The organism is Oleiagrimonas sp. MCCC 1A03011, assembly GCF_003267965.1.
Classification (GTDB): domain Bacteria; phylum Pseudomonadota; class Gammaproteobacteria; order Xanthomonadales; family Rhodanobacteraceae; genus Oleiagrimonas; species Oleiagrimonas citrea.
Genome location: NZ_MSPY01000002.1, coordinates 150,112 through 177,013 on the forward strand (window position 1 = coordinate 150,112; position 26,902 = coordinate 177,013).

Consider the following 26,902-nt stretch of genomic DNA (forward strand, 5'->3'; position numbering starts at 1 on the left):
TGGACGTCCATGCTGGAAGTCCTCGCTGTTCGGGCGCCATGTTGTTCTGCGCAGGCATTAAGATGGTGGTTCATGCCAAGGAGAATGACGTGAAGAGATGCACGCCGATGACGTGTTTCGTTCTGACGCTTGCCTTGTCGAGCGCGGTCATGGCTGTTTTACCGCAGCAGGCCCGTGCCGCCGCTGCGAAGCAGTCCCTGTATGCCACGGTGTCGAAACTCGATGCCGGCCTGTTCGATGCCTTCAACCACTGCAGTTCGCCCGCGCAGCTGAAGAAGCACGCGAGCTATCTGGCGCCGAACCTGGAGTTCTATCACGACAAGGGAGGCGTGACCTGGACGCGCCAGGCCTACATGGCCAACACGGAGAAGAACGTATGCGGTCATTATCGTCGCGTACTGATTCCCGGCACTCTCGAAGTCTTCCCGATCAAGAACTACGGTGCGATCGAGCAGGGCCGGCACAAGTTCTGCGAGATCAAGAGCGACAAGTGTTTCGGCGAAGCACAGTTCCTGATCGTGTGGCATCAAACGTCGGACAAGTGGGTCGCGACGCGCATCCTCAGTTACGGACACGAGCCCATCCAGCCGAAGACGCATGGCAAGACGCGCTGATGCGTGGCGTTTCGCCTGCATGGAAAAGAGTGCTTCGCGCCAGTCCATCCGATCCAGCCAGGTGACTCTTCATGCCGCATTGGATGCGTGATGTCTGCGAGGCAAACGGCATTGATATCCAATACCTGCGAACCGGTGGAGACAAGCCGCCGTTGGTACTGCTGCATGGGTTGATCGGTAGCGGAGCGTGCTGGATGCCCGTGGCGCGTGCGCTGGAGAGTGCGTACGACGTGGTGATGCCCGATGCCCGCGGTCACGGCGGTTCGAGCGCGCCGGATCACGGGTACGGATACGAGGATCATGCTCGCGATGTCATGGGATTCATCCAGGCGCTCGAGCTGGCATCGCCGGTCCTGGTGGGACACTCCATGGGCGGCATGACGGCAGCGCTCGTGGCGAGTCGCGCCTCCGCCCTGCTGCGCGGTGTGGTTCTGGTGGACCCGACCTTTCTGAGCGCGCAGCGTCAGGTCGAAGTGTTCGACAGCGATGTCGCCGAACAGCACCGTCAGTTGCTTGGCCGGCACAAGCGCGAGCTTGTGGAGGAGCTGCGCGAACGACATCCGCGACGTTCGCAGGAAATCATCGACCACCTTGCGGATGCACGATTGCGGACACGCATCGAAGCGTTCGAAGTGCTTCGCCCGCCGAATCCCGACTACCGCCAGCTGATCCGCGCCATCGACATTCCGACGCTGCTGATCACCGCCGAGTCCGGCATCGTGACGAGCGAGATGGCCGATGAGCTGCAGCGGATGCATGCATGCATTCGCGTTGCGCAGATTCCGAATGCGGGGCATGGCGTTCCGTACGACAAGCCCGAGCAGGTGGCGTCGGTGGTTCGATTGTTCCTGCCTGCCCGGTAAGCGTGCGAACACATCACCCCATCGGATTCACGCCGAACAACGCCATGTGCAGCCAGAACGCGAACACCGCCCAGCCGATCACGCCGGCGATCACGGTGATGACGTCGCCCTTCGCGGTGCCGGCCGGATAGGTGACGCCGGCTTTGCGGTCCCGTCGCTTTGCGGCCATGTAGGCGACGATGGCCCACGCCAGGAATGCGCCGAACAGCACCACGTCGCGCAGGAAGCCGATGGCGAGCAGGTGGCCGAAGGCCCAGACCTTCGCGCCCAGCAGCATCGGGTGGCCGAGCCGGGCCTTGAAGTGGTTCGAAGGCACGTACGCGGCGGCGAAGAGGATGAAGGCGATCAGCGTGAACAGGCTGTTGAGGTGGCGCAGCATGGCCGGCGGTGCGTACAGCAGGGTCGGATGCAGGCGCGCCTGGCCGAAGCCCCAGACCACCAGCACGAGACCGATCAGCGAGATCAGCGCGTAGATGGCCTTCCACGGCATCGGGCCGAGACGTTCGATCATGCGCGTGCGCCAGCCGTCGGCAAAGACGCGCACGCTGTGCATGCCGAGGAACAAGATCAGTCCGAGAATCAGCAGGGTCATCGCAGGCATCCGTTGGCGTTGATATCTCCGAGTATAGGGAGATACGCGCAGATGGGCAGTGGGGCATCGTCCACATGATGCGCGGTTCGTGATGCATGGGTTTTCGCAGTCGTCATTCCGGCGCACGCCGGAACCCAGTGCCTTTTTGTGAAGACGCGTGCAGGCGCCAGGTTCCGGCGTGCGCCCGGATGCCGGTTTTTGCTGTGCGGCTGCGGAAGATCGTGCGCACGTCAGGTGGTCGACGGCTGTCGTGTGTGTTCGGTATGACGCAGCGGTTCGTGGCGCTGGTTCTCCAAGGTCTTCATGCCGGCACGTGCCGGAACCGAGCGTTTTCGTGGAGGTGCGTGCAGGCGCTGGGTCCCGGCGTTCGCCGGGATGACGGCTCTGCGGAGATGACGGTCCTGCTGGGATGGCCGTGCGGTTAGGTGATGCGGTCGGGCGTGGGCGGTCGGGCGTGCGCTGTGGTTTCAGACGGTCGTCTGGGGCCGCGTATGCTCAATGACGCGCGCGAACGGCGGCAGCGCGGCGAGCATGCGTTGGCCGTAGCGGCGCACGATGACGCGGCGGTCCAGCAGCACGATGCGACCGTGGTCGGTTTCGGTGCGGATCAGGCGGCCGCAGTATTGCGTCAGCAGGCGCGTGGCGTCGGGCACGCTGACTTCCAGGAACGGGTTGCGGCCCTGCGCTTCCAGCCATTCGGCGTAGGTGGCGCCGACCGGATCGGTGGGCACGGCGAACGGCAGCTGTGTGACGACCACGGTTTCGCACAGCTTGCCCGGCAGGTCCAGACCCTCGCCGAACGAGGCCAGTCCGAACAGTGTGCTGCCCTGGCCGGCCTCGATGGCCTCGGCGTGGTCGGCGACCAGCTGCGACTTGGCCTTGCTGCCTTGCGCGCGAATCTTGCGCACCTTGTCGATGGGCAGCAGCTGCAGCACGCGCTGCATCTTCATGCGCGAGGTGAACAGCACCAGATTGCCGGTGTCCCAGTCGAGGCCGGTTTCCAGCCAGGCGGCGACGGCCTCGGCGTGCGCCTCGCGGTTGTCGGGAAGAATGTCGAGCAGCGGCACTTCGAGCGTGGCCTGACGTTCCAGGTCGAACGGCGAGGGCAGGCTCAGCGTCAGCGCGTCGTCGGGCAGACCGACGGCGTCGGCGAAGCCGCGGAAGTGGCCACCGGCGCTGAGCGTGGCCGAGGTCATCACCGCGGCGGCGGCGTTCTCCCACAGCACCTCGCGCAGCAGGTGCGCGGCGGACACGGCCGAAGCGTGACAGACGACCTGCTGTTCGTGGTCCAGCGTGACCCAGCGCGCCAGCGGCGGCTGGTCGGATGGATCGTCGTTCGACCACGCGGTCCAGGTGGATAGCTGGCGACCGAGACGTTCCAGGGCGATGCCCAGCTCGCGCGCCAGCAGTTCGCCGGCGGGACCGGCGTGCTCCATCTCGGTGACTGCGCCGCGCACGGCGCGCACCCAGCGTTGGATCTCGGCGGTCTGCAGCATCAGCGACTGCGCTTGCGCGACCCAGGCGGCGGGCAGTTCGCCGAGCGAGGCGCGCCATTGCGGTTCGGTCTCGTGCGCGGCGGGCGTCCAGTGCAGCTTCACCTCGCGCTCCATCGCCGTCAGTGCATCGCCGAGCGTGGCCAGCAACTCGCTGCCGCGCTCGTAGTGCATGCCGCCGAGGCGTTCCTTCTCGGTGTGCGAATAGGCGCCGCGCACGTGCCGGTCCAGACGTACCAGCTGGTTGGCCGCCTGCGTCAGATGGGTGAACGCCGCGCCGCGCTCGACGGCCTTGGACGGCATGTGATGCGCTTCGTCGAACACGTACAGCGTCTCGTCCGGACGCGGCAGGATCACGCCGCCCCAGGCGTCGTCCTCGCGCGGCATGGTCAGGTCCGACAGCACCAGATCCTGGTTGGCGACGATGATGTCGGCGTCGGCCACGTCGCGGCGCGCGGCGAAGAACGGGCAGTGGTGGAAGTGCGCGCAGCGGCGGCCGGTGCAGCCGCCGGCGCTGGTGGTGACCATGCGCCGCACCATGTCCGGGATCTCCACCGGTGCGGCGTCCATGTCGCCGTCCCAGCTGCCGTCCGAGAAGGTCGCGCCGAGGGTTTCCAGCGCGCGGGTCTCCTCGGCCTTGGGCGGGCGCGACCACACCGCGAGATCGTCGCCGAGGCCCAGCGAACCCTGTGCATCGTCGGCGGAGGTACTGGTGGCCATGCGCAGATCGCGCGGGCAGACGTAGCGCTGGCGGCCCTTGGCCAGGGCGACGCGAGCCTCGGTCCCGCAGACAGCGAGGTACTGCGGGATGTCGCGTCGCACCAGCTGTTCCTGCAGCGCGACGGTGGCGCTGGCGATCAGCAGCTTGCGCTTCTGTGCGCGGGCGACGGCGTGGCCGGCGATCAGATAGGCCATCGACTTGCCGGTGCCGGTCGGCGCTTCGATGGCCGCCGCGCCGCCGGGTTCGGCCAGCGCCTTGGCGACCTCGGCCACCATGCGGCCCTGCGAACGCCGCGTACGGAAGCCGGGAAGACCCGTCTTCAGTGTCGCGTAGGCGGCGCGGATGGCGTCCTTGGTGGCATCGTCGAGCATGATGCCGCGTATTCTCCCACGAGCGCGCCCCGACGGGCGGGGCGCGTGTCCGATTCGTGCGGAGTGATCAGCCGGCGCTGGCGGACGGAGCCGGTTCGGTGGCCGGCATCTGCTGCCCGGTGACGGCGGCGCGAATGGCGCGCAGCTTGGCCTTTACCTTGGCTTCGCGCGCGGGACCGAGGCGCAGCAGCATCTTCTGGCCGACGGCGAGGTTCTCCAGCTGCGGATTCTGGAAGCGGTACACGCCGGCCGCGCCTTCCAGGTACGGCGGCTGCGCCGGATCAGGCGTGGCCAGCAGCAGGTCGAGCACCTGCACCAGACGGTCGTTGAAGTGCTTCTGCGGGTAGCCGAGCTGACGCCAGGCTTCCTCGAACAGCGGGTAGTTGCGCACATACCAGGCCACCAGCTGGTCGGTGTCGGCCTTCTCCAGCGCGTCGACATACGGCGCGTAGCGTGCCGCGTTGGTCGGGGCCATCACGGCGCTGCTGCCATCGGCCTGGGTCACGGTGAAGTGGCCGCGCGGCGCGTGCACAGGCAGCACGCTGGCCGGCAGACGCCTCCCGGGCAGGGCGTTGATGGTGGCGACGATGTGCGGGATCAGCGCCTTGCCGGTCAGCAGGTCGGCGGCCTTGTCGCCGCCGAAACGGGTCGCCGCCTCGTGCACCAGGCTGTCGCTGTCGTCCAGCGAAGGCAGCGGTGCGGTGCTTGCCGAGGCCGGCGCCACCGCCTGGCTGATCGGGTGCTGCGGCGCGGTCGAGACCGGTGCGGGTGCGATGGAGGCTGCTGGTGCGGGAAGATTTTCGGGTGCGGGTTTGTGGCCGCGATGCGTCACGAGGTAGTAGCCGCCGCCGGCGACCACGACGACGACCAGCAGACCCATGGTGATCCATTTGGCCGGATTGGAAGTGCTCACGAGGACATTCCCATGTGGAGGGTGGGTAACGATTTGGACTGGCGCGAGCGGGCTTGGTTCCGTGATCGCGCCAGGGTGGGGGTGGTGCGGTAGGCCGTCAGCATGTCGCGCATCTGCCGGCCGCTGGCATGGGGATGCACCAGCAGGCAGCGCGTGACGCCGTTGTGCGTGCGTCGCAGCGCCGCGCAACGGCACAGCTCGCCGTCCATGGCCACGATGGCCGGGCGCTGCGGACGCGCCGCGTCCTGACGCACGATCAGCGTACGGCCATGTTCCGGGCCGCCGACCATGATGCACTCGATGCGAATCTTCTGCATGCCGATACCTCGCTGTGGAGAACGAAGCGGACCGGTGCGCATCCTGCGCGGCGGGGACAAATCCGGTCCGCCCGGTCACGATGCTTACGATGCGAGGCTGAACGGGCGCGGAAACGGCCTGCATGAGGCGAAACGCGGGCGGATTCTGCGAATCAGTCCGCGCTTTCCCCGGCGGTCTGCGCGGGCGAGACCGCGATGCGGCGGGTCAGCCGCCAGGCGAACAGCACGCAGCCGGCGAGGATCAGTGCGCCGACCAGGAAGGCCGCGCCGGGCAGCTTGTACTGCGGGGTGCGGATGGACCAGGCGAAGATCTGCGTGAACAGCGTCGGGCCGAAGATGCCGGCGAACGCCATCAGACTGCTCAGCGCACCCTGCAGGCGGCCCTGCTCCTCCGGCGAGATCTGCTGCGTCATCATCGACTGCGTGGCCGGTTCGGCCAGACCCCACAGCGCCATTACCGGAATCGACGCCACCAGCAGCCAGGGCGAGGCGGCCAGCCCCATCATCAGCAGCGAGAGCGCGCCGAAGCCGAGGCCATACAGCAGCAGGCGTCGTTCGCCCAGGCGCGGCGCCAGCTTTCCGGTCAACCAGGCCTGTACGATGGCACTGCAGATGCCGACCAGCGCCAGCACGTAGCCCACTTCGCGCGGCCCCCACGCATAACGGAAATCGGTGTACAGCACGAAGGTGCTCTGCAGTACGTAGTGCGCCAGCTGGCTGAGGAACACCAGCATCGCCAGGCCCAGCACCAGCGGATGGCGACCGAGGAACTTCAGCGTGCCGATCGGGTGCGCGGTCTTGAAGTCGAAGCGCGGGCTGCGTTTCTCCGGCGGCAGGGATTCGGGCAGCACGAAGTAGCCGTAACAGAAGTTGAGTACGGCCAGCCCGGCAGCGACCCAGAACGGCAGGCGGATGTCGATGTCGCCGAGCACGCCGCCCAGCGCCGGGCCGATCACGAAGCCGATGCCGAAGGCCGCGCCCAGCATGCCGAAGACGCCCGCGCGCTTTTCCGCGGGGGTGACGTCGGCGATGTAGGCGTTGGCGGTGCTGAAGCTGGCGGCGGTCAGGCCCGACATCGCACGGCCGATGAACAGCAGCCACAGCGAGGGCGCCAGTGCCATCAGCGCGAAGTCGATGCCGAGACCGAGGTTGGACAGCAGAATCACCGGGCGCCGCCCGAAGCGGTCCGACAGCGCGCCCTGGATCGGCGAGGAGAAGAACTGGATGGCTGCGAACATGGTGCTGATCACGCCGGCCCAGATTGCGGCGTGCGCGATGCTGCCGGTCAGTTCCTCCAGCAGGTGCGGCAGCACGGGGATAACGATGCCGAACGACAGGATGTCGATCAGCACGGTGATGAAGATGAAGGCGAACGCGGCGCGGCGTCGGTGCGGAGAAAGCGCGTTCATGCTGGGATCCGGACGGAACGGACAGGCACGATAGCGTAGCGCGCGTGCGGCGCACAGACGATGTGCTGCATAAGGACTTGCCGGCCACGCTGCACGCACAGCAGTGCGACGATGCCGAGTCCGGCGACCGTGGCCAGCATGATGTTGACGATGCGGACGTTCACCGCGCGCTTCCCCGTGCGTCGCGATGGCGACGCGCAGTGCGAGCTTAGCTCACCCGGCAGAACGCGGCCTTCAGATAGCGGCCTTCGGGCACGTTGGCGGCGACCGGATGGTCCGCGCCCGCGCCGCGCAGGTCCAGCACCTGCACGTCGCGTGCAGCCGAGAGGCCGACGCGGCGCAGTGTGTCGAGGAAGTCGTCGGCGCCGACCAGGCCGGTGCACGAGCACGTCAGCAACAGTCCGTCTGACGTCAGCGCGTCCAGCGCGGTGCGGTTCATGGCGAAGTACTTCTTCAGCGCCTGGGTCACGCGGCGGCGGTCGCGGGTCAACTTGGGCGGGTCCAGCACGATGGCTTCGAAGCGTTCGCCGCGGTCGATGGCGGCGCGCAGCCAGTCGAACAGATCGGCGGCCTCGAAGCGCACATCAACGTTGTTGGCCTCGGCGTTGGCACGGGCGATGTCGAGAATGCCGGTGTCGGCATCCACGGCGATGGCCTCGCGCGCGCCGGCGGCCATGGCGTGGATGGCGAAGCCGCCGCTGTTGCAGCACAGGTCCAGCACGCGGCGACCGCGCGCCAGTTCGGCGAAGCGGCGGCGGTTGTCGCGCTGGTCGGCGAAGAAGCCGGTCTTGTGGCCGGCGCCGGGCGCGGCGTGGAAGGTCAGGCCGTGTTCGGTCACGCGCACGGGCGCGGGCGCCTCGCTGCTGTGGCAGTCGAACGACTCCTGCTTCTGCACGTGCTGCTCGGCGAAGGCGTACAACGTCGCGCCGGGGAAGTGCTCGCGCAGCACGGCCTCGATCACTTCGCGCAGCCGCCACATGCCGGCGGCAAAGTATTCCAGCACCAGGGTGTCGGCATAGCGGTCCACGACCAGGCCGGACAGGCCGTCGCCCTCGCTGTTGATCACGCGCCAGGCGTTACCGATCTCGTCGAGCTTCAGCACATCGCGGCGCAGCGCCACGGCGCGGGCGATGCGCGCGGCGATGAAGTCGGCGTTGATGTGCACGGCTTCGTCGGTGGTCAGCACCCGCAGCGCCACGCGTGCATGGCCGTTCCAGAAGCCGTGTCCGACGAAGCGTCCGCGCGCATCGACGATGCGCACCACCGTACCCGGCGGCAGATGCTGTTCGGGTTTGCGCACCTGTGCCGACCAGATCCACGGATGGCCCGGCAGGCGTTCGGTCTTGAGGGTGATGGTGGGCGTGTCGATGTGCGTCATCCGAGTATTGTAGTCGTGCCGCGGCCGCCGCGGACTTCGCCGTTTCGCGGGCGTGGCACGGTCGCGCGATCAGGGGGTGAAGAAGCGCGCGTCAGGCGCGCTTCCAGCGCAGGATCAACCACGCGGCCAGCGCGACCAGGTTGACGCCCAGGTGCCAGTCGTGCGGACCGGCCGGCGCCAGCAGCCAGTGCCAGGAGCCGAGATGGCCGCCGAACGCCAGTCCCAGTGGGCGGTGGATGATGACGGCGAGATTCAGGTGCGCGCCGGCGTGCAGCGCGTAGCTGAGGAACGGCGTGCCGATCACCGGCAGCTGCGCCAGCTGCAGCCAGCGCGACATCCGCGTGCCGGCCGCGTGATGCTCCAGCAGCAGCACGCCGGCCACCAGCATCAGGCCGAACAGCAACGCGCCGATCAGCGCGACGATCATGTCGAGCATGCCGCCCCAGGGGAACAGGCGTTCGACTTCGGCGACCAGGCCGAACAGGCCGCCGGCGATTTGCAGGATGCCGATCAGGCGCAGCAGGGTTCGATGCATGAAAACGGACTCGTCGGGAGCAAACGCGCAGGATAGCCGGTTCAGGCCAGCGCGTCGGTGGCTTCGCGCAGATCGTCGATGTGTTCCTGCCACCAGCGCGCCTCGGCGGCGTACGGGAAGGCAGCCGGGAACGCCGGATCGTGCCAGCGTTGCGCGATCCAGCCGGCGTGATGCGCCTGACGCATGGCGCGCAGGGCCGGAATCAGGTGCGGTTCGGACGGGTCGAGATCGGCGAACTGCGCATAGCCTTCCAGCAGTTCGCGCAGGCCGCGTTCGTCGTCGGCGAGCATCCACAGGTCCTGGATGGCCGGGCCGGTGCGGGCGTCGTCGAGGTCGACGAAGTGCGGGCCGGCGTCGGTCCAGAGGATGTTGCCGGGGTGGCAGTCGCCGTGCAGGCGCAGCGTGCGCAGGGGCGCGACGGCTTCGAAGCGCGCGGCGACGGCGGTGTCCAGTTGCGCGATGGCGTCGCGGTAGGACGTCTCAAGGTGCGCGGGCAGCAGGCCCGACGCCAGCGCGGCCCGCGACGGCAGGCCGATCAGGTGCTCGCGGTCGAAGCGCTGACGATGATGGAACGGCGCGCGTGCGCCGATGCCGTGCATGCGTGCCAGCAGGCGGCCCATCCACTGCAGCTGGTCGGCCGATTCCAGTGACGGCGCGCGACCGCCGCGGCGCGGATACAGCGCGTAGCGGAAGCCTTCATGGCGCAGCAGCGTGGTGCCTTCGAAGGTCAGCGGCGCGACCACCGGCAGTTCGGCGGCGGCCAGTTCGGCGCTGAAGTCGTGCTCTTCCTGGATCGCTTCGTCGCTCCAGCGTCCCGGACGGTAGAACTTGGCGACCAGGAAGCGACCGTCCTCCAGGCCGATCTGATAGACGCGGTTCTCGTAGCTGTTGAGCGCCAGCAGACGGCCGTCGGCGAGCAGGCCGGTGGCGTCGACGGCATCCAGTACGAGGTCCGGCGACAGCCCGGCGTAGGGCGCTTCGTTGGCGGTCATGGTCGACTCACGCGCCGCGGATCGCACGCTTGGGCACCACGGCCATGGTCAGGCGCGACATGCACACCAGGTGCCCGGCTTCGTCCTCGATGCGGATTTCCCACACCTGCGTGGTGCGGCCTATGTGCAGGGCGCGCGCAGTGCCGGTGACGGTGCCGCTGCGCACGGCGCGGATGTGGTTGGCGTTGATGTCCAGGCCGACGGTGACTTCCGTTTCCGGGTCCACGCACAGCATCGCCGCGCTGCTGCCCAGGGTCTCGGCCAGCGCCACGGAAGCGCCGCCGTGCAGGATGCCGTAGGGCTGGTGGGTGCGGGCATCCACGGGCATGGTGCCGCGCAGGAAGTCGTCGCCGATTTCGGTCAGGCGGATGCCGAGAACCTGCATCAGGGTGTTGTCGCTCCAGCCGTTGAGCCGGTCCAGGTCGGGTTCGTGTTTCCACAAGGCCATGTGTGTGTCCGCGGGCGGAATAAGAGATGCATTGTCGCGCGCGGGCCGTATTGGCGACAATGTACGTTCATCGAACCTGGATCGACCGTGTCGTTCACCGTCACTCTGAAAGCCAGCGGCCGCCAGTTTCCCGTCGACGACGGCGAAACCGTGCTCGAGGCCGCGCAGCGCGCTGGTCTGGCGCTTCCGTATTCGTGCCGCGCCGGTTTGTGCGGTAGTTGCAAGGCCATCGTTCTCGAAGGCCGCTGCCATTATCCGCGCCATCCGCCCTCGGCACTGAATGCCGCCGAGCAGGCGCGGCATGCTGCGCTGCTGTGCCAGGCGGTGCCGCTGTCGGACCTGACCCTGGAAGTACGCGAGGTGGCTTCGGTCGAGGATATTCCGCGGCGCGAAGTGGATGTGCGCGTCAGCGCCAAGGATCGTCTGGCGCCCGACGTGGTGCGTCTGCGCCTGATGCCGCAGGGCGATCGGCGTATGCGCTGGCTGCCCGGCCAGTACATCGAGGTACTGCTGGACGACGGCAAGCGTCGCGCATTCTCGCTGGCGCGAGCGCCGCACGAGGGCGACGAGCTGGAAGTGCATGTGCGTCACGTCTCCGGCGGCGGTTTCACGTCCTGGGTGTTCGACACGCTCGATGTCGGCGACGTGCTGCGCGTGGAGGGGCCATTCGGCACCTTCGTGCCACGCGAGGATTCCGAGCGGCCGATGATCCTGATGGCCGGCGGCACCGGGTTCGCGCCGGTCAAGGCGATGGTCGAGCACTTCCTGCACCTGGGCACGCGCCGCCCGATGCATCTGTACTGGGGCGCGCGCAGCGGTGCGGACCTGTACCTGCGTGACCTGCCCACGCGCTGGGCCGAGCAGGTGCCGACGCTGGATTTCCATCCGGTGGTGTCCGATCCGCAGCAGGCGGCGCAGGCGCGGGTGCGCGGCGGACTGGTGCACGAGGCCGTGCTCGAGGACCATCCAGATCTGTCTGCCTACGATGTCTACATGTGCGGGCCGCCGGCGCTGATCGACGCTGGCCGGCGCGCCTTCGTCGAGGCCGGTCTGCCGGAATCGCGGCTGTACTACGACTCCTTCGACTACGCGCCCGAGGTGCTGGCGCGCATCCTCGATGCCCGCGCCGGCATCCACGGAATGTGACGCTCGCGCGCGTCGTTCGGCATCGTCCGTTGTGATGCAGCGCGCGGACCTTTTCGCGCGTCTGCATTACATCTAGGAGAACGCGTCCGGCAGGGGGCGGCGCAGGTGCAACATCGGATCACGACAAGGAGGCCAATCGGTCATGCGCGCGCATTCACTCATGTTTCGGCGGGGCGGGTTCGTCCTGGCCATGCTCATCCCGGCCGCGGCCGTCGCGGGGAGTGCATCCCTGCCGGTGCGGGACATGCCGAGCCTGCAGGCATTCCGCCAGGGCTCGACCAGTCTTCAGCAGGCGATCGCCTTGCTCGGACAGCCGGCCAGCATGGGCACCGAACAGGCGCAGGGCGCGCAGCGGCAGGTCGTGCGCTGGCGCGGCGTCACGCCGGCAGCCACGGAGCACGACACGGCGCGTTCGCTGGGACACACGGCGGCGCGCAGCGCCGTGTCCAGTTCGATCCGGCACGGGCTGAGTCGTCTGTTCGGTTCGATGTCCTCGCACGGCACGGCGCAGGACATCGCCAACGATGCCGCGCGGAGCACGGCCGATCAGGCCGGTTCGCAGGCGCGCGCATCGGCCGACCAGGCCATCGAGAAAAGCGGCAAGGGTTCGCGGCCGTGGACCTGTACGCTGTATTTCACTCAGGGCGGCCTGTACCAGTCCGGCCGCTGCGCCGTCGACCGCTGACGGCGTGTCGCGTGGACCGGCGTGCGCTTCAGCGCTTGCCGGTCGCCATCGGCATGTTGGCCTGACGCCAGGCATACATGCCGCCGCGCAGGGTGTGCACGCGGGTGAAGCCGGCCTTGACCAGACGCTGCGCGGCGCCGCGGGCGGTCTGACCGGATTTGCAGACCACCACGACCGGCAGGTCCTTGGCCTTGGCCAGATCCTTGTTCTCCGGGTCGAACTGGCTCATCGCCACGTGGCGCGAACCGGGCACGTGGCCCTTCTCGAAATCCGCATACGGCGAGATGTCCACGACCAGCGCGTCCTCGCGGTTGACCAGCAGGGTCACCTCGGAGGGATTGAGTTCCTTGTATTTGCGCGTCAGGCGCATGATCTCGCCGACGATGATCGCGACCAGCAGGATCACGAACAGCAGGCTGAGCCAGGGATGGTTGCCGATGAACTCGGGCAACGTGTGCAGGAAATCACTCATGGGGAAGTCCGTGGGCGCGAAGTGCGCGTTGAGTCGAGCCGGACATTATCCGAGAGCCGGCGGTGCGGCGCAAAGGCGACCGGGGCGTCGAACGGTGTCCGGACCGGGGAGGAGCCGGTCGAGGTTCAGTGGCCGGGCGTGATGTCGGGCAGGCCGCTTTCCAGCCACCAGTGGTTCTTGACCGGGTCGTAGGTCCACGTCTGGCGGTCGATGATGGTGCGCTGCGCCTGCGTGTTGACGTTGATCAGGCCGATGCGGACGATCTGGCGCACGGTCGTGTCGTCGACGGGAATCGGGCCGCTTCCATCGTCGTATTCGCTGACGCGGACCTGGTGGTAACGCTCCATTTCCAAGTGCGTGAGCGGATGTTTTTCCAGGTATTTGGGGTCCAGGAACGCGCGCGCCTGATCGAAGCTGCCCCAGCGCACGGCTGCGCCGTAGGCGGTCAGCGTATCGCGCAGCTTGCTGCTGCGGCGATCCGTGGCGCATCCGCCGAGTGCGAGCAGCGCCAGCAGAATCGTCAGCACCGCACCTGTCATCCAACGCTTGTTCATCGTTCGCACCTCCCCGAGCAAGGGGTCATTGTGCCGCATGCGCTTCATGGTTGCGCAGACGGGCAACGAAACGTGCTTCCAGGGTGGCGGCTTCGCCCTCGCTGGTCAGGGTGCGGCACACGACCTGAATGCGCGACTTGCCGCGCGATGCCAGCGTGTCGAGGAAAGCATCGGGGTCGGCCTCCGCGGCGAACTGCGCCTCGGCGCGCAGGTCTTCCCACACCGGTTTGAGGTAGCGCACCTGGGAGTCGGCCACGAACACATCGCAGTCGTGGCCGTGCTCGCGCAGCAGCAGTTCCACCAATGACCAGCCGGCCAGCGTCATCAGGCTGGTCAGGCTGCCGCCGAAGGCGCAGCCCTTGTCGTTGACATTGGCGGCCAGCGGCGCGCCCATCAGCAGGTGACCGGCGTCGTGTTCGAGCAGCTGCAGCTGCATGGCCCGCGCCGGCGGAATGCTGTCGAGAAGAAAGCGCTCCAGCGAGCGCGCGCGATCGGAGGCGGTGGTGGTATTCATCAGGCGCGCCAGTGTGCCGAGCCGCTCGACGGTCGGCAAGCCGAATGACTTCGTGCGCATGCGCGATGCAGGTAGCATCGACGGCATGGATTCGTGCGCACAGACGCTGGCGGGCGTCGATATCGTCATCACGCGGCCGTCCGGCACCGCGCGTGCGCTTGCGCGCCGCGTGCGGGCGCGCGGCGGTGAACCGCACCTGTTGCCGGGACTGTCCCTGCGCGCCATGCCCGAGGCCGAGGCGGGCAAGGCTTGGCGGCAGGCGCAGCGGGACGATCTGCTGATCTTCACCAGTCCGGCTGCCGTGCGTTTCGCCCAGCGTCTGGCGCCGCTCGACACGCAGGCGCGCGTGCTGGCCGTGGGCAGCGGCACGCGGCGCGCCCTGCAGCGCGCCGGTTGTATGCAGGCGGAATCCCCGCCGCGGCGCAGCCAGCACAGCGAGGGGCTGCTGGAACATCCGTGGCTGCAAAGCGTGCGTGGTTTGCGTGTGAATCTGATCACCGCGCCGGGCGGGCGAGACCTGCTTGCGACCGCGTTGATCGAGCGTGGCGCACAGGTCCGCATCACGCATGTCTACGAGCGCGTCCGGCCACGGCTCGGTCGCCGGCATGTGCAGATGGTGCAGGCGCTGGACGCGTCGGCCTGGCTGCTGGTGACCAGTGCGCAGGCGCTGGACAACCTGATGCAGGTCCTGCCTGAGGCCGCCGTGCGGCATCTGCAGGCGTGCCGGATCGTGGTCAGCAGCGCGCGGTTGCAGCAGCATGCGCGAGAAGCCGGTTTCGGCGAGCCGGTGCGCGCGGCTTCGGCGTCCGCCGGGGATCTGCTCGACGCGGTCGCCGCGCACCGGCACCCGCGCTGAACCGCCATATGGCCGTTGCGCCGCGCTCGGGCTAGCATGAGCGTATGAGCGCATCCGACTCCGACCACGAAACTTCCGCTCCGACGCCTGCGGCTCCGGCGTCGGCTCCCGCTCCCGACGCTTCGAAGAAGCGCGAGCACAAACCACGTCGCGGGCAGGGGCTGGCCGGCCTGGCCCTGGTGCTGGCCCTGATTGCTCTGCTGGCCGCGGCCTACGGCGGCTGGCGGGTGTGGCGCCTGCAGCAGGGCGGCGCCGAGGACACGCACGCGCTGTCGACGGTGCAGTCGCAATTGAAGTCGCTGGGCGACAAGCTGAATGCGCTGGACCAGAGCGGCCGCCAGCTTCAGCAGCAGACCCAGGCGGTGCAGCAGCAAGGGCAGTCGCTGAGTGGGCAGGTGCAGAGCCTGAACGAGCGCAGCCGCAGCCTGGAGAACGCCGTCGCCGGCCTGACCGCGCGGGCGCAATCCGGCCACGATGCGGTGCGGCTGGACGAAGCGGCGATGCTATTGCGCATGGCGGACGAGCGATTCACCCTGTTCCACGACGCCGATGGCGCGATGCACGCCTACGCCATGGCCAATCGCGTAATGGCCGAGGTCGAGGACCCCGCCTACGCGGCCGTGCGCCAGAGCATCGACCGCGAACGTCAGGCTCTGGCCGCGACGCATCCCGGGCAGCGCCAGAGCGATCTCGACACCCTGGCGCATCTGCGCGGCCAGGTCGACACGCTGCCGCTGAAGCCGCTGGATGCGCCGGTCGAACAAACCGGCAACGGCTTCTGGGCGCGCGTCAAGCACGCGTTCGCGGGACTGGTGCAGGTGCAGCGCGACGACGGTGTGACGCCGGCCCAGCGCCGTCTGGCACAGACCCTGACCGCGCTGGACCTGGCGCAGGCGCAGGCCGCGCTGCTGGCGTGGGACCCGGACGGTTACCGGAGTGCGCTGACGCAGGCCGATCAGCGCCTGCAGCGTGACTTCGACGGTCACGCTGTGGCGGTGCGCGACCTGCGCGCCCAGATCGCGCAGCTGCGCGGTCGCACCGCGAGCCCTGCGCCGGAACTGGGCGCGGCGCTGAGTGAGCTGAACAACCTGCGCGCCGTGCACGGCGCGGCGATGCCCGCCCCCGCGACGACTTCGGACAAGGGAGCGCAGCGATGAAGGTCTGGCGCTGGGTGCTGCTGCTGGCGATCGTGGTCACGATCACGGCCTTCGGCTGGCACTGGGTCGCCGAGGACCCGGGCCAGGTGCTGATCCGCATCCGCGGCTGGCGGGTGCAGTCGACGCTGGTCACGGCGATCGTGCTGCTGCTGGTGTTCTGGGGCGTGATCTCGCTGGGCTGGCGTCTGCTGCGCTGGCCGTTCGGCGCCGTCACGCGTCGGCAGCGCGCGGTCAGCCGCAAGCGTTTTCACGATGGTTTGCTGGCGCTCGCCGAGGGGCGTCATGGCGAAGCCGAACGCGACCTGGGTCGCGCGGCGCGTCATGCGCCGCAACGCGCGCCGGCACTGTTGGCCGCCGCACGGGCCGCGCATGCGCGTGGCGACATCAAGCGCGCGATGGAGGCGCTTGATCAGGCCACGCAGAGCGCGCCGCAGGCCGCGCGCGTGGTGCGCGCGCGCATCCTGCGCGAGGACGGTCGCGCCGAGGAAGCGCTGGCACTGCTGGCGCCGGAAGCGGACGCGGGACGCCTGCCGCCGGGTGGCTGGCTGGAACTGGCCGAATCGGCCCTGCAGCGCGGCGATGTCGACCGCGCGCGCGGCGCGCTGGACCCCCTTCGCAAGAGCGGCGCGCTGGATGCCGAAGCCTATGCCGCGCTGCAGCTTCGCGTGGTGCGTGCCGCGCTGCAGCGCGCGCCGAGCGTCGATGCGCTGCACGCCCTTTGGGCCGACCTGTCCCGCGCGCAGCGGCGTCAGCCGGAACTGATCGCGGCCTACGCCGAGCAGGTCTCGCGCTTCGGTCGGCCGCTTCCGGCCATGGACGAAATCGAGTCGGCGCTGCGGCGGAACTGGTCGCCGGCGCTGGTGGCGGCCTACGGACAGCTGCAGGGACAGGACATCGAGGGCCGCCTGCGCCGCGCCGAAGGCTGGCTCGACGCGCATCCCGGTGACGCCACCCTGCTGACCGCAGTGGGCCGCATGTGCGTGCGCATCCAACTGTGGGGCAAGGCGCGCCAGTACCTGTCGCAGGCGCTGTCGCTGGAGCCGTCGGCCGAAGCCTGGGAAACCCTCGGCGAGACCTACGCCGGCCAGGGCAACCCGCTGCTGGCCCAACAGTGCTACCGCAACGCCCTGCGCATGACCCGCGGTGAAGCCACCGAAGCGCTGCCCGGCGAGCACGCCGTGCGCGAAGTGGCGCTCACGGTCGATCCCGAACTGCGCAATGCGCACGGTGTGCCGCAGTTGCCGGGTGAGCGTGACGCCTGAGAGTTCGCAGCTTTCCTTCGTCAGTCGTCATAGTGAAGGTCGGCCACCATAGCTACACGATAGTCGTGAGTGCGTCTTCGATCGTCTGTGACCATTGCGGGAACTTCTTTTGAAGTACTCCGCGTAGCTTTTTCAACCCAGGCTCGCCAAGCAATGCGTCGAACTCTCCAGCGGACAGGTTGAGCTGGCGGCAGTATTTGTCGAGAACAGTTTGTTGGGCAACGGCATGCCTACGCGCAACGACACTCGTTGCCTCAGGTCGTGCAAGACCATCTTTAAGGACCAGCGCTGCCACTTCTATGATTTGCCGAAGTGCTTGTGGAGCTTTCGACGAGAGCTCGGGCATAGCGCTCCCTCTATGATTGTTATTTGGCACTTCGGGCTTTCGTCCTGGTTTTCCGCCGAGCAGTTCACGTCTCAAAACTGCGTTGGGGGTGTCCACAAAGGGTTCGGCTTTAGCTTTCAAATATTCGAAGACTTCGCTGTCGATCTCGATCTCATGCATTTTCATAAGGTTCTCCCGGCCGGCGCCTCTTAGTTAGGGATTCTGTCGTGCGGGGAGAATATAGCTCCACTTGACGTATACGTCAAGTATACTCCAAGTATACCCCAAGTGGAGTAGTGTTGATCTGATTGAGAACGGGGTATGACCCGTATAGCAAGGCCCTGACGACAGCTACAATGGCGTGAGATTGGCGTAAGCCAACACCAGCCACTTGCTGCCGGCGTCGTCGAAGTTCACTTGCACGCGCATGTGCGCGCCGCCGCCTTCTGCGCTGACCACCACGCCGTCGCCGAAGCTGGGGTGGCGAACGGCCTGGCCCAGTTTGATCGGCAGGTCGTCGTCGACCGGCGCAGCGGTGAAGCGGTTGCGTGACACGCCACGGCTGACCTGCACGCGCGGGCGCACTTCGTCGAGCAATTCGCTGGGCAGCTCGGCGAGGAAGCGCGAGGGTCGTGCCAGCATCTCGGTGCCGTGCATGCGGCGCGATTCGGCATAGCAAAGCATCAGCTTCTCGCGGGCGCGGGTGATGCCGACATAGGCCAGACGGCGTTCCTCTTCCAGGCGATCCTCCTGTTCGACCGAGCGCTGGCTGGGGAACAGGCCGTCTTCCATGCCGACCAGAAACACCACCGGGAATTCCAGACCCTTGGCCGAGTGCAGCGTCATCAGCTGCACGCAGTCGTCGCCGCTGCCGCCCTGGCCCTCGCCGGCTTCCAGCGTGGCGTGGGCGAGGAACGAAGCCAGTTCGGACAGGCCCGATTCCTCGTCTTCCGGCGTGGGCTGGTAGCGGCTGGCGACATTGACCAGTTCGTCCAGGTTCTCGATGCGCGATTCGGCGCTGCCGCGGCCGTCGTCGCGCTCGTGATACTCGCGCAGGCCGCTGTGCACGATGGCGTGCTCGACCTGTTCGGACAGCGTCAGGCCGTCGTCCTCGCCGTCGCCGGCGAAGCTGCGCGCCATGCCGTCGATCAGTTCGAGAAAGCCCTTGACCGCGTTCTTGGCACGTGCGGCCAGTTCGCCGCCAGTGAGTTCGGCCAGCGAGGCGTCCCACATCGAGCTGCGCTCGGCGCGGGCGCGGCGGCGCAGGATGTCCAGCGTGCGCTGACCGATGCCGCGTGGCGGCGTGTTCACCGCGCGCTCGAAGGAGGCGTCGTCGTGACGGTTGGCGGTCAGGCGCAGGTAGGCCAGGGCGTTCTTGATCTCGGCGCGCTCGAAGAAGCGCTGGCCGCCGTAGACGCGGTAGGGCAGGTCGCGCTGGATCAGTTGTTCCTCGAAATTGCGCGACTGTGCGTTGGAGCGGTACAGGATCGCGCAGTCGACCGCGCTGCCGCCCTGGTCGATGTGCTCGGCGATGCGCTCGATGACGAAGCGCGCTTCGTCCTGCTCGTTGTAGGCCGCGTACAGCGCGATGCGCTCGCCGTCGCCGTCCTCGGTCCACAGGTTCTTGCCCAGGCGGTCGCCGTTGCGCGCGATGATGGCGTTGGCGGCCTTGAGGATGTTGGCCGACGAGCGGTAGTTCTGCTCCAGGCGGATGGTCTTCGCGCCCGGGAAGTCCTTGAGGAACTGTTGCATGTTCTCCACGCGCGCGCCGCGCCAGCCGTAGATCGACTGGTCGTCGTCGCCGACCGCGAATACCTGGCCGGTCTGGCCGGCCAGCACGCGGATCCATGCGTATTGCAGCGCGTTGGTGTCCTGGAATTCGTCCACCAGCAGATAGCGCCAGCGTTCGCGGTAGTGCTCGAGCACCTCGGGCTTGTTCAGCCACAACTCGTGCGCGCGCAGCAGCAGCTCGCCGAAGTCGACCAGGCCGGCGCGGCGGCAGGCGTCCTCATAGGCGGTGTAGATCTCCACCAGCGTGCGCGTGGCGGGATGGTCGCGGTGCTCGATGTTGTCGGGACGCTTGCCGTCGTCCTTCCAATGCGCGATCTGCCACGCGGCCTGGCGCGGCGGGAAGCGCGATTCGTCCAGGCCGAGGCCGGCGACCACGCGCTTGACCAGCCGCTGCTGGTCGTCGGCGTCGAGAATCTGGAAGCCTTCCGGCAGGCCGGCATCCTGCCAGTGGCGACGCAGCAAGCGATGGGCGATGCCGTGGAAGGTGCCCACGGTCAGGCCGCGCGTGCCGTGCGGCATCAGTGTGTCCAGACGCGCGCGCATCTCGCCGGCGGCCTTGTTGGTAAAGGTCACGGCAAGAATCGACCACGGCGAGGCGCGCTCGACCTCGGCCAGCCAGGCGATGCGGTGAGTCAGGACACGGGTCTTGCCGGAGCCGGCGCCGGCCAGCACCAGATAGTGGCCGGGCGGCGCGCTGACGGCCTCGCGCTGGGCCGCGTTGAGCGAATCGAGCAGGTGCGATACATCCATCCGTCCATTGTAGCTGCTGCGGTGCCGCATCCACGACGAAATGGTGTCGGCGGCGCCGCGAGGACTGTGATCTCAGCTCACCTGATTGATGCGGACATGGTTTCCCGCGGGGTCGCGGAAGGCGCAGTCGCGTACGCCGTAGGGTTGTTCGGTGGGCTCCTGGATGACCTCGGCGCCGCTGGCCTGCAGGCGCTCGAAGGTACCGTCGAGGTCCGCGCTGGCCAGGATGATCATGCCGTAGGTGCCCTTGGCCATCATCTCGGTAATGGTGCGGCGTTCGTCGTCCGTGAGGCCGGGGGTGACCGCCGGCGGCGTCAACACGATGGAGGTGCCGGGCTGGTCGGGCGGGCCGACGGTGATCCACCGCATACCGCCGTAGTCGACGTCGTTGCGCACCTCGAAACCGAGCGTGTCGCGATAGAACGTCAGCGCCGCGTCCGGGTCGTTGTGCGGGAGGAAGGTCGAGTGAATGGTGATGTCCATGGCGATCGAGTCCTGCTTCGTGGAGAAGTCCATGGCGGCCAGTCTAGGTGCGCTTCGAGGCCGGCGCTTCTCGATTCCTGATCGGTCGGGTGAATTGCTTCGCCACGCAGGGCGGAATCCCCGCGGTCGCACGCGCGCGCTGGTTCCGGTAGGTACTGGGTGGCATGCCGACCAGTTCGGTGAAGTGCGTGCTGAAGGTGCCCAGCGACGCGCAGCCGACCGCAAAGCAGACCTCGGTGACGCTGAGGTCGCCACGGCGCAGCAGCGCCATCGCGCGCTCGATGCGTCGCGTCATGAGATAGGCGTATGGCGATTCGCCGTAGGCGCGGCGGAACAGGCGGCTGAGGTGGCCGGCCGACATACCTGCCGCGCGGGCCAGTGCTTCGACGTCCAGCGGCTGCGCGTACTCCCGGTCGATCCTGTCGCGCACGCGGCGCAGACGCGTGAGGTCACGCAGGCTGAATTTTGTGGCGGGTGGACGGATCACTCGGGAAGCCGTGTCGCGCATCCGTGCGCGTGGGGAGCGCGACGCGTCCTCAGCGCTTGCGCAGCAGGCCGGCCAGGGTCAGCACACCGCCGACGGCCACGCCGGCAATGCCGGCCCACTGCGGAATGGCCTTGTCGTGGGTCGCCTTGAGTGCGTGCGAACCGACGCTGACGACGGTTTCGGTGGTGCTGTAGCTCCCGTGTCCGGCCAGTACCCAGATGCCTGCGATGAGAAGAATGATGCCGATCACCATCAGCGCGATACGCATGCTTGGTTCTCCTTGATTGTCGAAGGCTCGATCATAGCAACGCGCAGGCAGGAGCCGTGCCTCGGGCTGCGCCGTTTGTTCAGGTTTCCGCGCCGGACATAAAAATGCCCCGGGAGTCAGGGGGGGACGCCCGGGGCTGGGATAAGGGTCATGGGGAGGACCCGTTATCTCGGGGGTTCACTCAGGGAGGTGAGTGAGGTGAACGCCATTGCGTGCGTTCATGGGATTAGATGCAGCTTGTGCGGGAAAGTTGCACGTTTTCGGAAAAAAATTCAGGATCGATTCATTGATATTAAAATCAATGATTTGCGCTCGTTTTCGACCATGACTTTCGGCATGGCCGAGGATTTTCGGTGGCGCGGCGGATCAATGCGCCTCGTCCCAGTTCGCACCGACGCCGACCTCGACGATCAGCGGTACGGCCAGGTCGGCCGCGCCCTGCATGCGTTCGGTCACGCCTTCGCGGATCGCCTCGACGGCATCTTCGCGTACCTCGAACACCAGTTCATCGTGCACCTGCATCAGCATGCTGGCGTCGTCGCGGCCGATCAGCCAGGCGTCGACGGTGAGCATGGCGCGCTTGATGATGTCGGCGGCGGTGCCCTGCATCGGTGCGTTGATGGCGGCGCGCTCGGCGCCGGCGCGCAGCGCCTGGTTGCGGGCCTTGAGGTTGTCCAGATACAGGCGGCGGCCGAACAGTGTCTCGACGAAGCCGGTCTCGTGGGCCTTCTCGCGGGTGTGATCCATGAATTCGCGCACGCCGGGGTAGCGCGCGAAGTAGCGGGCGATGTAGTCGGCGGCCTCACCGCGGTCGATGCCCAGGTTGCGCGCCAGGCCGAATGCACTCATGCCGTACATCAGGCCGAAGTTGATGGCCTTGGCGGCGCGGCGCTGGTTGCTGTCGACCTCCTCGGGCTGCACGCCGAAGACCTCGGCGGCGGTGGCGCGGTGGATGTCGGCGCCTTCGCGGAAGGCTTTCAGCAGGCCTTCGTCGCCGGACAGGTGTGCCATGATGCGCAGCTCGATCTGCGAATAGTCGGCGGCCATCACCACCCAGCCCTTCGGGGCGACGAAGGCCTGGCGGATGCGCCGACCTTCCTCGGTGCGCACCGGAATGTTCTGCAGGTTGGGGTCGGACGAGGACAGCCGGCCGGTCGCGGCCACAGCCTGGTGATAGCTGGTGTGCACGCGGCCGGTGTCCGGGTTGACCATCTCCGCTAGTTTGTCGGTGTAGGTCGAGCGCAGCTTGGCCAGACCGCGGTAGTCCAGAATCAGGCGCGGCAGCGGGTGTTCGTCGACGATGGCGTCGAGCGCTTCCTCGTTGGTCGACGGCGCGCCCTTGGAGGTCTTCACCTTCACCGGCAGGCCGAGTTCGTCGAACAGGATGGCCTGCAGCTGCTTGGTCGAGGCCAGATTGAATTCGCGGCCGGCGTGCTCGTAGGCCTGCTTCTGGATCTCCAGCATGCGCTTGCCCAGCGCCTGGCTCTGGTGCTTGAGGTTGTCGACGTCGATCAGCACGCCGCGCTTTTCCATGCGCGCCAGCACCGGCACCAGCGGCATCTCGATATCGGTGTAGACGGCCTTCAGACCGGCCTCGGATTCGAGCTTCGGCCATAGCGCGTGGTGCAGGCGCAGGGTGATGTCGGCGTCCTCGGCGGCGTAGTGGCCGGCGGTGTCCAGGTCGACCTCGGCGAAGCCGATCTGCTTGGCGCCCTTGCCGGCGACCTCGCTGTACTTGGTGGTGGTGTAGCCGAGATAGCGCGACGCCAGCGAATCCATGTCGTGGCGCGTGGCGGTGGCGTTCCACACGTAGGATTCGAGCATGGTGTCGTGAGCCAGACCGCGCACCTCGACCTTGTGCTCGCCGAGCAGATGGCTGGCCAGCACGTTGATGTCGTACTTGCCGTGCTGGGCGACCTTCGGCCGTTCCGGATCCTCCAGCGCGGGCTTCAGCGCCGCGAGCACGGTGGCGCGGTCCAGCTGCTTCGGTACGCCGGGGTAGTCGTGCGCGACCGGGATATAGGCGGCCTTGCCCGGCTCCACCGCCAGCGACACGCCGACGATCTCGGCGCGCAGCGCGTCGAGCGAGGTGGTCTCGGTGTCGAAGGCGATCAGGTCGGCGTGTTCGAGGCGCTCGACCCAGGCCTTCAGCTGTTCCTCGGTCGTGACCAGTTCGTATTCGCCGGGGCGGGCCGCATCGTCCGAAGGTGCTTCGGTGGCGTCGCGCAGCGTCTGCGTGGCCGGGGCCTGCTCGGCAGCGGACGCGGGTTCGGCCTTGGTCTCGCCGTTGTCCAGATCCTTCAGTGCGGCGCGGAAGTCATAGCGCGTGTACAGCTCGCGCAGGCGTTCGACGTCGGCGTCGCGCAGCGCCAGATCGGTCGGACCGACATCGAGTTCGACGTCGGTCTTGATGGTGACCAGGTCGCGCGACAGCGGTAGATGGTCCAGCGCCGCGCGCAGGTTCTCGCCGATCTTGCCGCCGACGTCGTCGGCCTGCTGCATCAGGTTTTCCAGCGAGCCGTACTTGTCCAGCCACTTGGCGGCGGTCTTGGGTCCGCACTTGTCCACGCCGGGCACGTTGTCGACCTTGTCGCCGGTCAGCGCCAGGAAATCGACGATGCGCTCGGGCGCGACGCCGAACTTCTCCTTCACGCCAGCCTCGTCGGTGCGCGTGTTGGTCATGGTGTTGACCAGCGTCACGTGCTGGTCGACCAGTTGCGCGAAATCCTTGTCGCCGGTGGAGATGACTACCTCGATGCCCTGGTCCGCAGCCTGCCGCGCCAGGGTGCCGATGACGTCGTCGGCCTCGACCCCGGGCACGCGCAGGATCGGGAAGCCCTGCGCCTCGACGATGTCCAGCATCGGCTGGATCTGGCCGCGCAGGTCGTCGGGCATCGGCGGACGATTGGCCTTGTACTGGTCGTACATCTCGTCGCGGAAGGTCGGGCCGGACGCGTCCTGCACGAAGGCGACGTAGTCGGCGCCGGCCTTCAGCGTGGCGCGCAGCATGTTGACCACGCCGAACAGGGCGCCGGTGGGTTCACCCTCGGCGTTGGTCAGCGGCGGAAGCGCGTGGAACGCGCGATACAGGTACGAGGACCCGTCGATCAGAATCATGGAAGCCATGCGGGAATTCTCGCATGGCCCGTTCACGTTCGCGCACCCGGGTCGCTGCTATCCTGTGCCTGCATTCAGGAGGTGCGCCCATGTCACGTCATTCCACGCTATTCGTTCTCGGTGCCACGGCCCTGCTGGCCTGCGCCTCCGTCCAGGCTCAGAACGCGGATCAGCGCGCGCCGGTGCCGCCGCCGCCGGGCATGAGCGATCCCGGCGTGCAGGCCGCGCCGGCTGCCTCTGCGCCGGCGTCGAGCGCGCAGAAGGGCGGCCTACGCGGTCTGCCCGAGTTGCCGGCCGTCGGCAGTGGCGGCGCGCAGCGCGACCTGCGCGGTGATCCGCCGCCGACCGTGGACGTGCGCACTGTGGGCAAGGACAAGGTCGAGGAGTACCGGATCAACGGCAAGCTGTACATGATCCACGTGATTCCGGCCCACGGCGTTCCGCAGACCTACATGGCCAACAGCGAGGGCGTGTTGCAGCGTCAGGCCGGCCAGCCGCCGGTGAAGCCGGTCTACTACACGATCTACCAGTGGGGCGGTCCGGCCAAGAAGAAGGCCGGCGACGGCCAGTAACGACATCGCCCCGGAGCGCATGCGCGCAGCCGGGGCGGGACAGAATGTGTAGTGCATCGGCGCCCGGCTTGTCCGGGCGCCTTGCGTATCAGTGGCGGAAGTGGCGCATGCCGGTGAACACCATCGCCATGCCGTGCTCGTCGGCGGCGGCGATGACTTCCTCGTCGCGGCGCGAGCCGCCCGGCTGGATCACGGCGCGGATGCCGGCTTCGGCGGCGGCGTCGATGCCGTCGCGGAACGGGAAGAAGGCGTCGGAGGCCATCACGCTGCCGGGCACATCCAGACCGGCGTCGGCGGCCTTGATCGCGGCGATGCGCGCGGAGATCACGCGGCTCATCTGGCCGGCGCCGATGCCCACGGTCTGCCCCTTGTTGGCGTAGACGATGGCGTTGGATTTCACGTACATCGCCACGTGCCAGGCAAACAGCAGGTCGCGCAGTTCGTCGGCGTCGGGCACGCGCTTGCTGACCACCTTCAGGTCGTCGGCCAGCAGGGTATCGCGATCGCTGTCCTGCACCAGCAGGCCGCCGGCGACGCGCTTGTAGTCCAGCGTGGCGGCCGGCTGTTCCGGCCACGCGCCGGTGTCCAGCACGCGCACATTGGGCTTGTCGGCGAACACGGCCAGGGTGTCGGCCGGGATGCTCGGTGCCAGCACCACCTCGACGAACTGGCGCTCGACGATCATGCGCGCGGTGTCGGCGTCCAGCGGCTGATTGAAGGCGATGATGCCGCCGAAGGCCGACGTGGCATCGCAGGCGTGTGCGCGGTCGTAGGCTTCGGCGATGTTCGCGCCCAGCGCCACGCCGCACGGGTTGGCGTGCTTGACGATGACGCAGGCCGGCACGTTCTGGAACGCCTTCACGCATTCCAGCGCGGCGTCGGCGTCGGCGATGTTGTTGTAGGACAGTTCCTTGCCGGCCAGGATCTTCGCGGTGGCGACGATGCCCTGTGCGGGTGCGTCGCGCTCGACGTACAGCGCGCCACCCTGGTGAGGGTTCTCGCCGTAGCGCAGCGTGGCCTTGCGGTCGAGCGCCATGTGCAGGGTCGGCGCGAACGGGCCTTCCTCGTCCTCGCCGGTGTGCGCGCCGAGCCAGTCGGCGATCATGCCGTCGTACTGCGCAGCGTGGGCGAAGGCCTTGGCCGCGAGCCGGCGGCGCAGGGCGATGCTGGTGCCGCCGTGCTCGTGCAGGGTCTGGATGACTTCGGCGTAGTCGGCCGGGTCGACCACCACCAGCACGCGGTCGTGGTTCTTCGCCGCCGCGCGCAGCATCGCCGGGCCGCCGATGTCGATATTCTCGATGGCGTCGTCCAGGGTGCAGTCCGGGCGCGCGACGGTCTGCGCGAACGGGTACAGGTTGACCACCAGCAGGTCGATCGGCTCGATGCCGTGCTCGCTCATCACCGCGTCGTCGGTGTGACGCCGACCCAGCAGGCCGCCATGGATCTTCGGGTGCAGCGTCTTCACGCGACCGTCCATGATCTCCGGGAAATCGGTGATCTCGCTGACGCCGCGCACGGGCAGATGCGCGTCGCGTAGCGCGCGCGCGCTGCCGCCGGTGGAGATCAGTTCGACGCCCAGCTTGTCCAGGCCGCTGGCCAGTTCAGCCAGGCCGTTCTTGTTCGAGACGCTGAGCAGCGCGCGTCGGACCGGGGTCAGGGTTGCGTCGAACATGGTCGGGCCTTGATGCGGGAAAACGGCAAGTATAGCCGCTGCCGGCAGGGTTCCGAACCGCTTATGACCGATCGCCGCAAGGCGGCGGAACGCAGACGCGCGGGCAGGACAGCGCGGTGCGCGGATCGGGTCTCGACCGGGGCGC

The 26,902-nt window shown here is 67.9% G+C and carries 28 protein-coding genes; 8 read left to right on the top strand and 20 right to left on the bottom strand.

Annotated features, from left to right (window positions below):
* The first annotated feature begins 149 nt into the window (after nt 1–149).
* Both BTJ49_RS04285 and BTJ49_RS04290 read left to right on the top strand, forming a co-directional pair.
* Complete coding sequence (locus BTJ49_RS04285; RefSeq protein WP_240601728.1) at nt 150–614, top strand: nuclear transport factor 2 family protein; 465 nt, start codon at nt 150–152, stop codon at nt 612–614.
* Nucleotides 615–685: 71 nt separating this feature from the next.
* The gene (locus BTJ49_RS04290; RefSeq protein WP_113064150.1) at nt 686–1,477 is read left to right on the top strand and encodes an alpha/beta hydrolase; all 792 of its coding nucleotides are present in this window, start codon (nt 686–688) and stop codon (nt 1,475–1,477) included.
* A 13-nt stretch (nt 1,478–1,490) separates the two neighbouring features.
* On the opposite strand, the gene BTJ49_RS04295 is transcribed toward BTJ49_RS04290, so the two are convergent.
* The 10 genes from BTJ49_RS04295 to BTJ49_RS04335 all read right to left on the bottom strand — a co-directional run bounded on the left by BTJ49_RS04295 (nt 1,491) and on the right by BTJ49_RS04335 (nt 10,646).
* Entirely contained in the window at nt 1,491–2,069 is a 579-nt protein-coding gene (locus tag BTJ49_RS04295) for an NnrU family protein (protein ID WP_113064151.1), read from the bottom strand.
* A gap of 467 nt (nt 2,070–2,536) precedes the next feature.
* Nucleotides 2,537–4,654, bottom strand: coding sequence for an ATP-dependent DNA helicase DinG (gene dinG / locus BTJ49_RS04300; RefSeq protein WP_113064152.1), 2,118 nt, complete (start codon nt 4,652–4,654; stop codon nt 2,537–2,539).
* Between the two features lie 67 nt (nt 4,655–4,721).
* Nucleotides 4,722–5,567 carry a DUF3014 domain-containing protein gene (locus tag BTJ49_RS04305; protein WP_240601729.1) on the bottom strand — a complete coding sequence of 282 codons (846 nt, stop codon included), beginning with the start codon at nt 5,565–5,567 and terminating at the stop codon, nt 4,722–4,724.
* Nucleotides 5,564–5,884, bottom strand: a complete 321-nt coding sequence (locus BTJ49_RS04310; RefSeq protein ID WP_113064153.1) for a hypothetical protein — start codon at nt 5,882–5,884, stop codon at nt 5,564–5,566. The genes BTJ49_RS04305 and BTJ49_RS04310 overlap by 4 nt, the downstream gene beginning before the upstream one ends.
* Nucleotides 5,885–6,036: 152 nt before the next feature.
* The gene (locus BTJ49_RS04315; RefSeq protein WP_113064154.1) at nt 6,037–7,293 is read right to left on the bottom strand and encodes a TCR/Tet family MFS transporter; all 1,257 of its coding nucleotides are present in this window, start codon (nt 7,291–7,293) and stop codon (nt 6,037–6,039) included.
* A complete protein-coding gene (locus tag BTJ49_RS15715) occupies nt 7,290–7,457 on the bottom strand; it encodes a hypothetical protein (RefSeq protein ID WP_168184664.1) in 168 nt (55 codons plus the stop codon). The genes BTJ49_RS04315 and BTJ49_RS15715 overlap by 4 nt, the downstream gene beginning before the upstream one ends.
* A gap of 44 nt (nt 7,458–7,501) precedes the next feature.
* The gene (locus BTJ49_RS04320) at nt 7,502–8,671 is read right to left on the bottom strand and encodes a class I SAM-dependent rRNA methyltransferase (RefSeq protein WP_113064155.1); all 1,170 of its coding nucleotides are present in this window, start codon (nt 8,669–8,671) and stop codon (nt 7,502–7,504) included.
* Between the two features lie 91 nt (nt 8,672–8,762).
* Nucleotides 8,763–9,206 carry a hypothetical protein gene (locus tag BTJ49_RS04325; RefSeq protein ID WP_113064156.1) on the bottom strand — a complete coding sequence of 148 codons (444 nt, stop codon included), beginning with the start codon at nt 9,204–9,206 and terminating at the stop codon, nt 8,763–8,765.
* Between the two features lie 41 nt (nt 9,207–9,247).
* Entirely contained in the window at nt 9,248–10,198 is a 951-nt protein-coding gene (locus BTJ49_RS04330) for a serine/threonine protein kinase (RefSeq protein WP_113064157.1), read from the bottom strand.
* A gap of 7 nt (nt 10,199–10,205) precedes the next feature.
* Nucleotides 10,206–10,646 carry a hotdog fold thioesterase gene (locus tag BTJ49_RS04335; RefSeq protein WP_113064158.1) on the bottom strand — a complete coding sequence of 147 codons (441 nt, stop codon included), beginning with the start codon at nt 10,644–10,646 and terminating at the stop codon, nt 10,206–10,208.
* 87 nt (nt 10,647–10,733) lie between these two features.
* Here BTJ49_RS04335 and BTJ49_RS04340 point away from each other — a divergent pair, with 87 nt between their 5' ends.
* Both BTJ49_RS04340 and BTJ49_RS04345 read left to right on the top strand, forming a co-directional pair.
* Nucleotides 10,734–11,792: a CDP-6-deoxy-delta-3,4-glucoseen reductase gene (locus BTJ49_RS04340; RefSeq protein WP_113064159.1), complete on the top strand. Its 1,059-nt coding sequence runs from the start codon at nt 10,734–10,736 to the stop codon at nt 11,790–11,792.
* A 244-nt stretch (nt 11,793–12,036) separates the two neighbouring features.
* A complete protein-coding gene (locus tag BTJ49_RS04345) occupies nt 12,037–12,477 on the top strand; it encodes a hypothetical protein (protein WP_146742267.1) in 441 nt (146 codons plus the stop codon).
* Between the two features lie 28 nt (nt 12,478–12,505).
* On the opposite strand, the gene BTJ49_RS04350 is transcribed toward BTJ49_RS04345, so the two are convergent.
* The 3 genes from BTJ49_RS04350 to BTJ49_RS04360 form a co-directional block, all read right to left on the bottom strand.
* Nucleotides 12,506–12,949, bottom strand: coding sequence for a rhodanese-like domain-containing protein (locus BTJ49_RS04350; RefSeq protein WP_113064161.1), 444 nt, complete (start codon nt 12,947–12,949; stop codon nt 12,506–12,508).
* A gap of 125 nt (nt 12,950–13,074) precedes the next feature.
* On the bottom strand, nt 13,075–13,503 hold the full coding sequence (locus BTJ49_RS04355) for a hypothetical protein (protein WP_240151610.1): 429 nt from the start codon (nt 13,501–13,503) through the stop codon (nt 13,075–13,077).
* 25 nt (nt 13,504–13,528) lie between these two features.
* Nucleotides 13,529–14,017, bottom strand: coding sequence for a YiiD C-terminal domain-containing protein (locus tag BTJ49_RS04360; RefSeq protein ID WP_113064539.1), 489 nt, complete (start codon nt 14,015–14,017; stop codon nt 13,529–13,531).
* Between the two features lie 58 nt (nt 14,018–14,075).
* Here BTJ49_RS04360 and BTJ49_RS04365 point away from each other — a divergent pair, with 58 nt between their 5' ends.
* From BTJ49_RS04365 to BTJ49_RS04375, 3 genes are read left to right on the top strand one after another with little or no spacing between them, the layout of a single operon-like run.
* On the top strand, nt 14,076–14,873 hold the full coding sequence (locus tag BTJ49_RS04365; protein WP_240601730.1) for a uroporphyrinogen-III synthase: 798 nt from the start codon (nt 14,076–14,078) through the stop codon (nt 14,871–14,873).
* A 44-nt stretch (nt 14,874–14,917) separates the two neighbouring features.
* Entirely contained in the window at nt 14,918–16,030 is a 1,113-nt protein-coding gene (locus BTJ49_RS04370; protein ID WP_113064162.1) for a uroporphyrinogen-III C-methyltransferase, read from the top strand.
* Complete coding sequence (locus BTJ49_RS04375; protein ID WP_113064163.1) at nt 16,027–17,292, top strand: heme biosynthesis HemY N-terminal domain-containing protein; 1,266 nt, start codon at nt 16,027–16,029, stop codon at nt 17,290–17,292. Before BTJ49_RS04370 ends, BTJ49_RS04375 begins: the two co-directional genes overlap by 4 nt.
* A gap of 52 nt (nt 17,293–17,344) precedes the next feature.
* Here BTJ49_RS04375 and BTJ49_RS15425 read toward each other — a convergent pair whose 3' ends face one another.
* The 6 genes from BTJ49_RS15425 to polA form a co-directional block, all read right to left on the bottom strand.
* Nucleotides 17,345–17,803 carry a hypothetical protein gene (locus tag BTJ49_RS15425; RefSeq protein ID WP_146742268.1) on the bottom strand — a complete coding sequence of 153 codons (459 nt, stop codon included), beginning with the start codon at nt 17,801–17,803 and terminating at the stop codon, nt 17,345–17,347.
* A gap of 165 nt (nt 17,804–17,968) precedes the next feature.
* On the bottom strand, nt 17,969–20,158 hold the full coding sequence (uvrD, locus tag BTJ49_RS04385) for a DNA helicase II (protein WP_113064541.1): 2,190 nt from the start codon (nt 20,156–20,158) through the stop codon (nt 17,969–17,971).
* A 72-nt stretch (nt 20,159–20,230) separates the two neighbouring features.
* On the bottom strand, nt 20,231–20,641 hold the full coding sequence (locus tag BTJ49_RS04390) for a VOC family protein (RefSeq protein WP_113064542.1): 411 nt from the start codon (nt 20,639–20,641) through the stop codon (nt 20,231–20,233).
* Between the two features lie 43 nt (nt 20,642–20,684).
* Nucleotides 20,685–21,128 (bottom strand): helix-turn-helix transcriptional regulator, encoded by a 444-nt coding sequence (locus tag BTJ49_RS04395; RefSeq protein ID WP_240601731.1) that lies wholly within the window; start codon nt 21,126–21,128, stop codon nt 20,685–20,687.
* 49 nt (nt 21,129–21,177) lie between these two features.
* Complete coding sequence (locus BTJ49_RS04400) at nt 21,178–21,396, bottom strand: hypothetical protein (RefSeq protein ID WP_113064166.1); 219 nt, start codon at nt 21,394–21,396, stop codon at nt 21,178–21,180.
* A 366-nt stretch (nt 21,397–21,762) separates the two neighbouring features.
* Complete coding sequence (gene polA / locus BTJ49_RS04405) at nt 21,763–24,522, bottom strand: DNA polymerase I (RefSeq protein WP_113064167.1); 2,760 nt, start codon at nt 24,520–24,522, stop codon at nt 21,763–21,765.
* An 80-nt stretch (nt 24,523–24,602) separates the two neighbouring features.
* Here polA and BTJ49_RS04410 point away from each other — a divergent pair, with 80 nt between their 5' ends.
* Nucleotides 24,603–25,085 (top strand): DUF2782 domain-containing protein, encoded by a 483-nt coding sequence (locus tag BTJ49_RS04410; protein ID WP_240151606.1) that lies wholly within the window; start codon nt 24,603–24,605, stop codon nt 25,083–25,085.
* Nucleotides 25,086–25,173: 88 nt separating this feature from the next.
* Here BTJ49_RS04410 and purH read toward each other — a convergent pair whose 3' ends face one another.
* Entirely contained in the window at nt 25,174–26,757 is a 1,584-nt protein-coding gene (purH, locus tag BTJ49_RS04415) for a bifunctional phosphoribosylaminoimidazolecarboxamide formyltransferase/IMP cyclohydrolase (protein WP_113064168.1), read from the bottom strand.
* Nucleotides 26,758–26,902 lie beyond the last annotated feature (145 nt).

Excerpts from the sequence above, each read along its gene's own strand:
- BTJ49_RS04355 (WP_240151610.1), bottom strand. The coding sequence starts at position 13,503 with ATGAACAAGCGTTGGATGACAGGTGCGGTGCTGACGATTCTGCTGGCG.
- BTJ49_RS04345 (WP_146742267.1), top strand. The coding sequence starts at position 12,037 with ATGCCGAGCCTGCAGGCATTCCGCCAGGGCTCGACCAGTCTTCAGCAG.
- BTJ49_RS04320 (WP_113064155.1), bottom strand. The coding sequence starts at position 8,671 with ATGACGCACATCGACACGCCCACCATCACCCTCAAGACCGAACGCCTG.
- BTJ49_RS04330 (WP_113064157.1), bottom strand. The coding sequence starts at position 10,198 with ATGACCGCCAACGAAGCGCCCTACGCCGGGCTGTCGCCGGACCTCGTA.
- uvrD (WP_113064541.1), bottom strand. The coding sequence starts at position 20,158 with ATGGATGTATCGCACCTGCTCGATTCGCTCAACGCGGCCCAGCGCGAG.
- BTJ49_RS04390 (WP_113064542.1), bottom strand. The coding sequence starts at position 20,641 with ATGGACATCACCATTCACTCGACCTTCCTCCCGCACAACGACCCGGAC.
- BTJ49_RS04295 (WP_113064151.1), bottom strand. The coding sequence starts at position 2,069 with ATGACCCTGCTGATTCTCGGACTGATCTTGTTCCTCGGCATGCACAGC.
- BTJ49_RS04290 (WP_113064150.1), top strand. The coding sequence starts at position 686 with ATGCCGCATTGGATGCGTGATGTCTGCGAGGCAAACGGCATTGATATC.
- BTJ49_RS04315 (WP_113064154.1), bottom strand. The coding sequence starts at position 7,293 with ATGAACGCGCTTTCTCCGCACCGACGCCGCGCCGCGTTCGCCTTCATC.
- BTJ49_RS04325 (WP_113064156.1), bottom strand. The coding sequence starts at position 9,206 with ATGCATCGAACCCTGCTGCGCCTGATCGGCATCCTGCAAATCGCCGGC.
- BTJ49_RS04335 (WP_113064158.1), bottom strand. The coding sequence starts at position 10,646 with ATGGCCTTGTGGAAACACGAACCCGACCTGGACCGGCTCAACGGCTGG.
- dinG (WP_113064152.1), bottom strand. The coding sequence starts at position 4,654 with ATGCTCGACGATGCCACCAAGGACGCCATCCGCGCCGCCTACGCGACA.
- BTJ49_RS04375 (WP_113064163.1), top strand. The coding sequence starts at position 16,027 with ATGAAGGTCTGGCGCTGGGTGCTGCTGCTGGCGATCGTGGTCACGATC.
- polA (WP_113064167.1), bottom strand. The coding sequence starts at position 24,522 with ATGGCTTCCATGATTCTGATCGACGGGTCCTCGTACCTGTATCGCGCG.
- BTJ49_RS04350 (WP_113064161.1), bottom strand. The coding sequence starts at position 12,949 with ATGAGTGATTTCCTGCACACGTTGCCCGAGTTCATCGGCAACCATCCC.
- BTJ49_RS04400 (WP_113064166.1), bottom strand. The coding sequence starts at position 21,396 with ATGCGTATCGCGCTGATGGTGATCGGCATCATTCTTCTCATCGCAGGC.
- BTJ49_RS04360 (WP_113064539.1), bottom strand. The coding sequence starts at position 14,017 with ATGAATACCACCACCGCCTCCGATCGCGCGCGCTCGCTGGAGCGCTTT.
- BTJ49_RS04370 (WP_113064162.1), top strand. The coding sequence starts at position 14,918 with ATGAGCGCATCCGACTCCGACCACGAAACTTCCGCTCCGACGCCTGCG.
- BTJ49_RS04365 (WP_240601730.1), top strand. The coding sequence starts at position 14,076 with ATGCGCGATGCAGGTAGCATCGACGGCATGGATTCGTGCGCACAGACG.
- purH (WP_113064168.1), bottom strand. The coding sequence starts at position 26,757 with ATGTTCGACGCAACCCTGACCCCGGTCCGACGCGCGCTGCTCAGCGTC.
- BTJ49_RS15425 (WP_146742268.1), bottom strand. The coding sequence starts at position 17,803 with ATGAAAATGCATGAGATCGAGATCGACAGCGAAGTCTTCGAATATTTG.
- BTJ49_RS04410 (WP_240151606.1), top strand. The coding sequence starts at position 24,603 with ATGTCACGTCATTCCACGCTATTCGTTCTCGGTGCCACGGCCCTGCTG.
- BTJ49_RS04285 (WP_240601728.1), top strand. The coding sequence starts at position 150 with ATGGCTGTTTTACCGCAGCAGGCCCGTGCCGCCGCTGCGAAGCAGTCC.
- BTJ49_RS04310 (WP_113064153.1), bottom strand. The coding sequence starts at position 5,884 with ATGCAGAAGATTCGCATCGAGTGCATCATGGTCGGCGGCCCGGAACAT.